We start from the raw sequence: 11,309 nt of genomic DNA, 5'->3' as shown, positions 1-11,309 counted from the left end.
AAATCTATTGTTAAATGTTTGTGTTTTGTGTTACAATTATTATACATCTCATTGAGGTTCCTTTCTTAGTTTTTTGTTCAATTACTATTATACCTCTTTGAGATGTTTTTTTCTATTCTTACTGGCTAACTTAATTTTACAATATGGGATAAATTTAAATATATTCAAAATTAAATTTTAATTTTAAAAGATATCTTATGTGTAGATTAGCCTACATATATCCCATTCCAGGATTCATTCCGCCAGGCATTTGCCCCATTGGTTCTTCTTTAGTAACATCAGCAACTGCTGCCTCTGTTGTTAATACCATTGATGCAACACTTGATGCATTTTGTAATGCTGACCTTGTAACTTTTGTAGGGTCAACAATTCCGCTTTCAAGCATATTTACATATTTTTCATTTAAAGCATCAAAACCAATTCCAACTTCTGCATTTTTAACATTTTCAACGATTACAGAGCCTTCTAAACCTGCATTAATAGCAATTTGTCTAACAGGTTCTTCAAGTGCTTTAACAATTATGCTAACACCTGTTTTTTCATCTCCATTTGTTTTTTCAAGAAGTGCTTTAACTCTTGGAATTACATTTAACAATACAGTTCCACCACCTGGAACGATACCCTCTTCAACTGCTGCTCTTGTAGCTGCTAAAGCATCTTCAATTCTTAATTTTCTTTCTTTTAATTCTGTTTCTGTTGCTGCTCCAACTTGGATTACAGCAACTCCACCTGCAAGTTTAGCAAGTCTTTCTTGTAATTTATCTCTATCATATTCAGAATCGCTTATTTCAATTTGATTTCTAATTAATGCAACTCTTTCTTCAATAGCTTTTTGTTCTCCAGCACCATTTACGATAACAGTAAGTTCTTTTCCAACAGTTACTCTTCTTGCTCTACCTAACATTTCAATAGAAGTTTCTTTTAATTCATATCCTAAATCTTCTGAAATAACTGTACCACCTGTTAAGATAGCAATATCTTGTAACATATCTTTTCTTCTATCTCCAAAAGCAGGTGCTTTTACTGCTACACAGTTAAATGTTCCTCTTAATTTATTAACAACAAGAGTTGCCATTGCTTCCCCTTCAACATCATCAGCAATAATTAAAAGTGGTTTTCCTTGTTGAACGATTTGTTCTAAAACAGGTAAAACTTCTTGAATATTACTAATCTTTTTATCAGTAATTAAAATGTATGGGTCTTCAAGTTCAGCTTCCATTTTTTCAGTGTTTGTTACCATATAAGGAGAAACATATCCTCTATCAAATTGCATACCTTCAACAACATCTAAAGTTGTTCCCATACTTCTTGATTCTTCAACAGTTATAACACCGTCTTTACCAACTTTTTCCATTGCATCTGAAATTAGTTTTCCAACCTCTTCATCAGCAGCAGAAATTGATGCTACTTGAGCAATACTTTCTTTTGTTTCAACAGGTTTTGAAAATTCCTTAATTCCTTCAACTGCCTTTTCAACTGCCTTTTTAATTCCCTTTTGAATAATCATAGGATTTGCTCCAGCAGCAACATTCTTTAATCCTTCTCTAATAATTGCTTGAGCTAAAAGTGTTGCAGTAGTTGTACCGTCCCCTGCAACATCATTTGTCTTAGTAGCAACTTCTTTAACAAGTTGAGCACCCATATTTTCATAAGGGTCTTCCAATTCAATTTCTCTTGCAATAGTAACACCATCATTTGTTATAAGAGGTGCACCGAATTTTTTATCTAAAACCACATTTCTACCCTTAGGTCCAAGAGTAACTTTTACTGCATTTGAAAGTTTATTAATACCAGCTTCCATTCCTTTTCTTGCGTCTTCGTTAAATTTAATTTCTTTAGCCATTTAAAAACCTCCTAATCTTCAACAACTGCTAAAACATCAGCAATTTTTACAACAATATATTCTTTTTTATCAAGTTTAACTTCAGTTCCTGCATATTTAGAGAAAATTATTTTATCTCCAACCTTGATTAAATCTTTTTTATCTTCATCTTTTAAAATTTCATCACCAATTGCCAAAACTTTTGCAACACTTGGCGCTTCCTTTGCAGAAGTAGGAAGAACAATACCTGAGCTTGTCTTTTCTTCTACCTCAACCATTTCTATAACTAATTTATCTCCTATTGGTTTTAATTTCATAATATCCCTCCTATTAAAGTTATTAGCAGTCTATTAACTTGAGTGCTAATTGATTACAAATATATTATACCACATAAAAAACATTTTACAAACATATTTACAAAAAAAGTTTTTTAAAAAATTTTATTTAAAATAAACTTATTTATTTACAAAAAATCACTCAATTAGATTTTACTCTATTTGAGTGATTTTAAATTTAGAAGATTACTTCTTTTTGTTGTCTTTTTCTTTCTTATTTTCGTCTGATTTTGTTGACTTATTAGTATTTAATTTTTCTTTTTTCTTTTCATCAACTTTTTTATCTTCAGACTTATGAATGGTATTTTTATTTTTATCTTCATTTTCTACATCAGAATTTTCATTATCTTTTTTAGCTTTTTTTGGTGCTTCTGGTAGTTTCTTTTTATATCTGATTTTTCCATTTACTTTTTCAAAATCTGCTAAACTAAATTTTAAAGTCTCACCATTTATATAAACATAAGCAATATCTCCAATAATCTGTACATCCGTTTCACCTTCAAGATTATAAACTTTTCTAAGATATTTTACTACTTCTTCTCTATCAACAGTTATTTTAGACTCAATTTTTGCATTTGGATTTTGAATTATATATTTTAGAGCTGATACAATTTCTCTTGCAGTACATTCACCATATTGACCGGCTTTTGCATTTTGAATAATTTGTTTTATAGTTATTGCATGGTAGTGGTTACCATGTAACCAATAAAATATTCCTTTTGTAACTCCGTTAGAACCGTAAACAGGTAATGTTGTATTTAAATCTCCATAATATCTCATTGCTCTAAGATTATTGTCAAGATATGGAATTACTTTGTCTTTTATTTCCGCTTTTACACTTTCATAAGTAAATAATTCATTTTCATCTACACTAATATCAGAGTGGTCACTTCCTTCTTTGATATATTCTGCATTAGGATAATGACTTCTTGGATTTTCGTGAACAACTGCAACCTCTTTATCTCCAACATATAAATGCCAATGATCTCCATGATCTACGATTCTTGTTACACCTTTTGGCCATTCAAATGGTTTTTCATTTCCATCTCCGTGATTACCTTGATATTCTCCAAATTCAGCATCAGGATAAAGTGATTTTGGATTAGTATATGTGATGCCTTCATTTCCTTTTGAATCGTAAATATGATAATGATCTCCGTGTTTTAAAATCTTTACTATATCATATCTGTCAACAGCATTTTTTCCCAAAACATTTATTATATTTAGATTCTTTCTAGCTTCAAATAATTTTTCACTAGCACTTGGAACATTAGGTTTTTCATTTTCCGGACTTTCTTGAGAATCACCATGATTTCCTTGATATTCTCCAACTTCTACATTTGGATATTTTGAAGTAGGATCAGTATAACTGATATACTCTTTACCACTTTCAGTATAAATATGCCAATGATCTCCATGTCTTAAAATCTTTACAACTCTATCTTTTTTCTCTTCAATAATATTAGCATGTGAATGGTTATTTGAATCATCTCCGTGATTACCTTGATATTCTCCAAATTCAGCATCAGGATAAAGTGATTTTGGATTAGTATATGTGATGCCTTCATTTCCCTTTGAATCGTAAATATGATAATGATCTCCATGTTTTAAAATCTTTACTATATCATATCTGTCAACAGCATTTTTTCCCAAAACATTTATTATATTTAGATTCTTTCTAGCTTCAAGTAAATTTCCACTAGCACTTGGAACATTAGGTTTTTCATTTTCCGGACTTTCTTGAGAATCACCATGATTTCCTTGATATTCTCCAACTTCTACATTTGGATATTTTGAAGTAGGATCAGTATAACTGATATACTCTTTACCACTTTCAGTATAAATATGCCAATGATCTCCATGTCTTAAAATCTTTACAACTCTATCTTTTTTCTCTTCAATAATATTAGCATGTGAATAGTTGTTTGAACTTCCTCTATTTCTATTAGAACTATGTGAGCCTACATAATTTCCAACAGTAATATTAGGAAACATACTAGATGGATTTTCATAAGTTAAATATTCATTTCCATCAGCTGTATAAACATGCCAGTGATCCCCATGTTTTAATATTGATGTTACATTTAATCCTCTTAATTTACTCTTTGAAACAACACTAACAAGAGAAAGCGAATTTCCATCTCCCAATTTTGAAGGGTCTGTATAAGTAATATGTTCTTTACCGTCTTTAGTAAACACATGCCAGTGGTCTCCGTGTTTATATGACCTAACTATATCACTCTTTTTTATTTCCGCATCAATTAAAACTTCTGTTGTCTCATCCTTTTTATAATTTGTTTCTTTTTCTACAAACTCAAAATTTTTTGTAGAACTTTTTTCCTTTTCTTCCTGTTTTTTTGAACAGCTTGTAAGTAGAATTGCACTACAAACTAAAATCAAATTCATTCTATTTATTTTATTCTTTAAATTTTTACTCATAATATCTCCCTATTCATTAAATGATTTAACTAACGCTTCTAAATTTAATTCCATTAATTTTAAATAGCCCATTTTAATTTCTTCGTCAGTTAAATTTTCCATAGTATATAAAGTTGAAGTTTTTGTGTTAGTATTTTTTGCAAGAGTTTCAGCAACCTTTGGAGTTGCTTTTCCTTCAAAAAATATAGTATTTATATTATGTGCTTTAACAAATTCGGCAATTTTTTGAAGTTGTTTTGCTGAAGGTTCATTTTCAGGAGAAATACCTGTAACTGCAACTTGCTTTAATCCATAATCATTGGCAAGATAATTAAAAGCAGCATGACTTACAACAAAATATTTTTCCTTATCTTTAACTTTTGCAAGCTCTGTTTCAAATTTTTTGTCTAAAGCTCTAAATTCATCTTGTGCTTTTTTTAAATTTTCTTTATAATATGCTTCATTTTCTGGATCTATAGAAGAAACTTTTTTATAAATAGTATCAAGTTGAATAATTGCATTTTTTATACTAAGCCAAGTATGTGGATTTACCATTTCGTGTTTGTCTGAAAGTCCATCTCCATTATCTAAAAGAGTTAGTCCTTGAGACATATTCAAAAACTTATTTTTATCATTAACAACTGATTCCAAATCTGGAATAAAACTTTCCATATTTGCTCCATTATAAATTATTAAATCAGCCTCTAAAATATCTTTCATATCATTTGTTTTTATTTCAAATGAGTGAGGTTCCTGATTTCCTTTTATAATTGTTTTTATCTCCATTTTATCTCCAACAATACTATTTGTTAAATAAGTTACCGGAAAAAATGTAGTATAAATAACTTTTTTTCTGCCTTTTTGTTCAGTAGTTGCTATTTCTTTTGTTTTGTCATTCTTACTTGAAGAACAACCTACTAAAAAAATACATGCAACAATAATCATTGAAATAATTTTTTTAAATTTAATATTCATAATAATCCCCCTTTAAAAAATTTTAATGCAAATAATTCCTATTTGTGTTAATATTATACTACTATTAATTTTATTTTTCAATAGTTAAACTAAATTTAATATAAATTTTTTCAATAAAAAAACTAACTAATTGAAAAAAAGTTAGTTTTTAATTTATTTTTATATTTAATTTTGTTTTTTATAGATCATCTAAATCGTCATCTATTATGCTTGACTTTGAATATGCTGATGGTTTTGCCTCAAAGAAATCTGTTTTTATTGCATTAGGGTCTGAATACTCACTAACCCACTTCATACTTTCCGGTTCTTCATCATATCCGTCATAAAGTTTACCAAAGTTTAAAGCTGTACTTCTAAGATTTCCAAGATATTTTATATAATCTTCAACCATTTGCATTGTAAGTCCCGGTATATTTTCACCTAAAACATATTGTCCCCAAGCAATTTCTTGCTCAACGCCTGTTTTAATCATCTCTTTATACACAGCAACTTTTTCTTCTGTAAAAAGTTCAGGCTCTTCGCTTTGTAATTCTAAAATCATTTTTTTGAATAACCAAAGATGCGTATTTTCATCTCTATTTATATATCTGATTTCTTGTACTGAGCCTGGCATTTTACCATTTCTTCCTAAATTGTAGAAGAACATAAAACCTGAATAAAAATAAACTCCCTCTAAGATATAGTTTGCAACCATAGTTTTTACTAAGCTATATGGGTCTTTGTTTTCTTGGAATTCGTTGTATAAATCACCAATAAATTTATTTCTTGCAAGAAGATGCTTATCATCTCTCCATTGATATAAAATATTTATTCTCTCTTCAGGCGAACAAATACTATCTAACATATAGCCATAGCTTTGTGAATGCACAGCCTCTTGATACGCTTGAATTGTAAGGCAAAGATTAATTTCATTTGCAGTAATATATTCCCCAATGTATGGAAGATTAGCAGTTTGAATACTGTCTAAAAATATAAGAAAACTTAAAACTTTATCAAAAGCAGTTTTTTCATATTCGTCCATTACCTTATAATCTTTTAAATCTTGAAATAAATTAATTTCTTCAGGAATCCAAAAGTTATTCATCGCATTACGATACCATTCAGTTGTCCAAGTGTATTTTACATTATTAAAATCATTTAAGTTTGTAGTATTTCCATTTATCATTTTTCTTTTTGATAATTCAATATCTCCATTTTCATTAAAAAGAGCTTTTTTATTTAATTTCATAATCTTTCCTTTCTAAGCTGAACAGCTATCACATTCTTCAATATCTAAACTTTTACTTCTTATATAATAAATACTTTTCAATCCAACTTCACAAGATAAAATCAAAAGTTTTAAAATTTGACTCATCTTATAATCAGTTGTAATGTAAAGATTCAAACTTTGTCCTTGGTCAATATGTCTTTGTCTAACTCCACCCGCTCTTATAGACCAAGTTTGGTCAACTTCGTGAGCATTTTCATAAAGCCAAAAAGTTTCAGGAGTTAAATCCGGTGCAACTCTTGGAATAATTGAACCTTTCTTTTCTTCAAGAAAATATCTCATCATAACAGGGTCAACACCTGCAGTAGTTCCTGCAATAATCGAAGTTGAGCCTGTTGGTGCAACTGCTAAAAGATATGCATTTCTAAGACCGTTTTTTGAAACTTTTTCTTTAAGCTCAAGCCATTTTTTAGAATTGTACTCTCTTTTTTCAAAATATTTTCCATTTTCCCAATCTGAACCTTCAAAATATTTGTAACTTCCCTTTTCTTCTGCAATTTTTGAACTTTCCTTAATTGCAAAATAATTTATCTTTTCATAAACTTTATCCATAAATTCCAAATGTTCATCAGTTTGCCACATAATTTTATTTTTAACAAGAGCATGATGATAACCACTTGTTCCAAGTCCGATTGCTCTGTATTTTGAATTTGTTATCTTAGCAAAAGGTGTTGGATAGTAATTTAAGTCAATTACATTATCCAAAGCTCTTACCATTGTCGAAACGACAAATTCCATTTCATCATCATTTTTCAAATCTATATTCCCAAGAACAAGACTTGCAAGATTACAAACAACAAAATCTCCTGCCTTTACATCAGTAACAACATGTTCTTCTCCATCTATTTGCATAATCTTTTCTTCACTATCTAAAATCTCACTCATATTCTGCATAATTTCAGTACAAAGATTTGAAGAGTAAATCATTCCTTTATGTGAATTTGGATTTGTATTATTCGCATTATCTCTATTAAATATAAAAGGAGTTCCCGTTTCAACCTGACTTTTTAGAATCAACTTAACTAAATCTTTAACGCTTAAAACCCTCTTATCAAGTCTCGGCTCTTTAATGCAAAGTTTATATTTTTCTTCCCATTCTTCTCCATAAAAATCTTCTAAACAAAATCCCATTACTTCCTTTACTTCATGAGGACAGAATAAATACCAATTAGAATTTATATTTTCCTTTGCTAAACGCCAAAATAGATTTGGAAAACAAATTGCAGGAAAAACATCATGTGCTTTCATTCTATCATCGCCGTTATTTGTTCTAAGATTTAAAAATTCAGGAACATCTCTATGCCAAACATCTAAATACACAGCACAAGAACCTTGTCTAACACCAAGTTGGTCAACAGCAACAGCTGTATCATTTGCAAGTTTTATCCACCTTATAACTCCACCTGCAACACCTTTAAAGCCACGAATATCTGAACCTGTTGCACGAACCTTGCCAAAATAAAGTCCCATTCCACCACCATGTTTAGAAACTTGTGCAAAATTATCAATACTTCTGTAAATTCCCTTTAGAGTGTCAGGAACAGTATCTATGAAACAAGAAGAAAGTTGATGAAACGGCTTTCTTGCATTCGACATCGTAGGAGTTGCAACAGTTGCCTTTAAATTGCTAAGTACATCATAAACTTTTTTAGCAAAAGAAACCCTATCTTTTTCAGGAATAGCAAGATGCATTGCAATTCCCATAAACATTTCTTGCATTGTTTCAATTACCTTTTTATGTGAATCGCATATTAAATATCTTTTATAAACTAAATCTAAAGATGAATAAGTAAATAGTTCATCTCTTGAATTATCCATATATTTTTCAAGTTCATCAATATCGTCATTAGAGTAATTTTCCAGAATATATGCCCCATATAAATTAAGTTTAGTTAAAACTTTTATCTTTGATTTAAAGTCAACAATATGCAATTCCTTTTCGTAATTAGAAATTCCTTTATGAATCTTATAAGCATAAATTCTCGCAGAAATGTACTCCCAATTTGGATTTTCTTTTGAAGTTAATTCAGAAGATGCCTTTATCAAAAGCTCAACCTTTTCATTCAAAGTTGAATTAGGCTTAACAAAAGATAAAAATTTTCTAAATAACCTATCAAGCTCATAACCTTCAGTTGAAAAATCTTTTTGAATTTTTGCAAAAATTTCAATTAAATTCTCATCTTCAATATATTCTCTAAAAGAATTTAATTCCTTTCTCAAAGAATTTCTCTTTTCTCTATATAAAATGTAACTTTTCAAAGTATCATAATGATTATTTTTAGTTAAAGTCTTTTCAACATAATCTTGAACTTCTTCAACACTTATACTTACATTTTCTCCCTTGTCTTTCAAAATATTTTCAAAAACTTCATTCGCTAAATTTTTTGAAAGAATTTTTTTATCTTCATCACCAACACTAACAAATGCCTTGTAAATTGCATTCTCAATCTTTGAAATATCAAATAAAACCTCTGATAAATCCCTCTTTATAATCTTCAAATAAATCACCTCTGCTCATTTATACCCAATACAAAACAAAATATATATAGAATAAAATTTTTATTTTAAACTATATATAGTATATTTATTTATTTTTATTTAAAAATTTCTACTTAAACAAAAATAAAACTACTAGTAGTTTAAAAAATTTTTGATTAAATAAAAAATGTGATATAATAAATGTAGTTTTGTGTTTTTACAAAAATATATTTATTTCATCATATTTACCATAATATGATATAATAATATGTAAGAATAAAAATTTTTTATGAAAGGAAAATTAATGAGACTTAGAAAAAAATGGTGGGCAGTTCCCGAAATGAAAGAAAATGAGCAAGTAATATTTGATGCTCAAAACTTAAAAGGAAAATGGAATGAAGAATTTAAAAATAATAATCCGATAAACCTTGAACTAGGCTGTGGAAAAGGAAAATTCATTAGCGAAATTGCAAAAAGAAACAAAGATATAAATTACTGCATATTAGACCTAGACACAAATGCAATCGTATATGCAACAAGAAAAATAAGAGATTTGGAACTATTAAATGTTCGTGCAATCCCTACAAACATAGAAAAAATTGACGAATTTTTTAACGAAAAATCTATCTCAAGAATTTACATAAACTTCTGCAACCCTTGGCCAAAGAAAAGACATCACAAAAGAAGATTAACACACCCAAACTTTTTAAAAAAATATAGTAACTTACTCGTAGATGAAGGCGAAATACATTTCAAAACAGATGACGATGACCTTTTCGAGGCAAGCCTAGAATATTTTAACGAAAACGGATTCGAAGTAATATTAATAACTTACGACCTAGCAAACTTCGACTACCCACAAAACATAGAAACGGAATACGAAAATAAATTCAAAACACTAGGAATAAACATAAAATTCCTAATAGCAAAAAAGAAATAATTATAAAAACAAACAAAAAGACAGCAATTCATATAATTGTTGTCTTTTTAATTTATACATATTTATATTATAAAGTTTTTAATTTTTCAATTAAATCTTTAAAACTTCCTTTTTCACAATTTACTTCACATTCAGGATAAGTATAAAGATAATCTGTTACTAAATAACAATTCATCCCAGCACTACTAGCTGCAAATATATCTTGCCTTTCATCATTTCCAATCATCAAACAGTCCTTAGGTTCAACATCCAGTTTTTCACATAAATCTAAGTAATATTTGGGATTCGGCTTGGAAAAAGAACTATTGCCATAATGAGTAACATAATCGAAGTCATCAATATCAAGTCCTGTCCATTTCAATCTAACTAATGCATCTATAGGAAAAACCGGATTAGTAGCAAGAACAACTTTTCTTCCGTTCTTCTTTGCAAGTTCAACGGCAACTTTTGCCAAACTATTTTCAGCTGAACACTTTTTTAACTTAGTAAAAAACTCATTTGCATAAAACTTTTTCAATACTTCTTTAACATCAGATAATTCAATATTTATATTACTATTAAGTTTATCCCAAAAGGCCTCTTCATTAGTTCTCTTTCCATCATTTTTAATTATTTCATGAGTTGCAGTCCAAATATTTTCAACAAGCTTCTTACTATCAATATTATAAACAGAAAATACTTTTGACAATTCCTCAAAATAAATATCAACAAATAATTCCTCATCTAAAGGAAGCAAAGTTCCATCCAAATCAAAAAATATAGCTTTCATTTTCCCTCCAAATATATTACTAATTACATCAAAAATTATATAAAAAGTAATATTAAATCAAAATTTAAAGTATTTTAAAGAATAAATATATTATAACATATTTCCATTTTGATAAATTTAAAAAGGTAAATATGATGAAATAAATACACTTTTATACAATAACCATAAAACTGTATTTATTATAACATATTTCCATTTTGATAAATTTAAAAAGGTAAATATGATGAAATAAATACACTTTTATACAATAACCATAAAACTGTATTTATTATAACATATTTTTTTACAAATTCATAATGTAAAAT

8 protein-coding genes are annotated in these 11,309 nt (G+C 28.5%); 1 reads left to right on the top strand and 7 read right to left on the bottom strand.

Annotated elements, in window-relative coordinates:
* Window positions 1-211: 211 nt before the first annotated feature.
* From groL to IBJ83_RS04210, 6 genes are all read right to left on the bottom strand, one after another.
* Window positions 212-1,843, bottom strand: coding sequence for a chaperonin GroEL (gene groL, locus IBJ83_RS04235; protein WP_201275479.1), 1,632 nt, complete (start codon window positions 1,841-1,843; stop codon window positions 212-214).
* An 11-nt stretch (window positions 1,844-1,854) separates the two neighbouring features.
* Window positions 1,855-2,139, bottom strand: a complete 285-nt coding sequence (locus IBJ83_RS04230; RefSeq protein ID WP_004833192.1) for a co-chaperone GroES — start codon at window positions 2,137-2,139, stop codon at window positions 1,855-1,857.
* 204 nt (window positions 2,140-2,343) lie between these two features.
* Window positions 2,344-4,596, bottom strand: a complete 2,253-nt coding sequence (locus IBJ83_RS04225; RefSeq protein WP_201275467.1) for a pneumococcal-type histidine triad protein — start codon at window positions 4,594-4,596, stop codon at window positions 2,344-2,346.
* Window positions 4,597-4,605: 9 nt separating this feature from the next.
* Window positions 4,606-5,550: a metal ABC transporter solute-binding protein, Zn/Mn family gene (locus tag IBJ83_RS04220; protein WP_068471976.1), complete on the bottom strand. Its 945-nt coding sequence runs from the start codon at window positions 5,548-5,550 to the stop codon at window positions 4,606-4,608.
* Between the two features lie 178 nt (window positions 5,551-5,728).
* The gene (locus tag IBJ83_RS04215; RefSeq protein WP_201275466.1) at window positions 5,729-6,778 is read right to left on the bottom strand and encodes a ribonucleotide-diphosphate reductase subunit beta; all 1,050 of its coding nucleotides are present in this window, start codon (window positions 6,776-6,778) and stop codon (window positions 5,729-5,731) included.
* A 12-nt stretch (window positions 6,779-6,790) separates the two neighbouring features.
* Window positions 6,791-9,316, bottom strand: coding sequence for a ribonucleoside-diphosphate reductase subunit alpha (locus IBJ83_RS04210; RefSeq protein WP_201275464.1), 2,526 nt, complete (start codon window positions 9,314-9,316; stop codon window positions 6,791-6,793).
* A 283-nt stretch (window positions 9,317-9,599) separates the two neighbouring features.
* On the opposite strand from IBJ83_RS04210, the gene trmB reads away from it, so the two are divergent.
* The gene (trmB, locus tag IBJ83_RS04205) at window positions 9,600-10,235 is read left to right on the top strand and encodes a tRNA (guanosine(46)-N7)-methyltransferase TrmB (RefSeq protein ID WP_201275456.1); all 636 of its coding nucleotides are present in this window, start codon (window positions 9,600-9,602) and stop codon (window positions 10,233-10,235) included.
* 67 nt (window positions 10,236-10,302) lie between these two features.
* Here trmB and IBJ83_RS04200 read toward each other — a convergent pair whose 3' ends face one another.
* A complete protein-coding gene (locus IBJ83_RS04200) occupies window positions 10,303-11,004 on the bottom strand; it encodes an HAD family hydrolase (protein WP_201275453.1) in 702 nt (233 codons plus the stop codon).
* Window positions 11,005-11,309: the final 305 nt, after the last annotated feature.

Source organism: Parvimonas parva, from assembly GCF_016552165.1.
Lineage (GTDB): Bacteria > Bacillota > Clostridia > Tissierellales > Peptoniphilaceae > Parvimonas > Parvimonas parva.
This window is presented reverse-complemented; position numbering and strand designations above follow the sequence as displayed.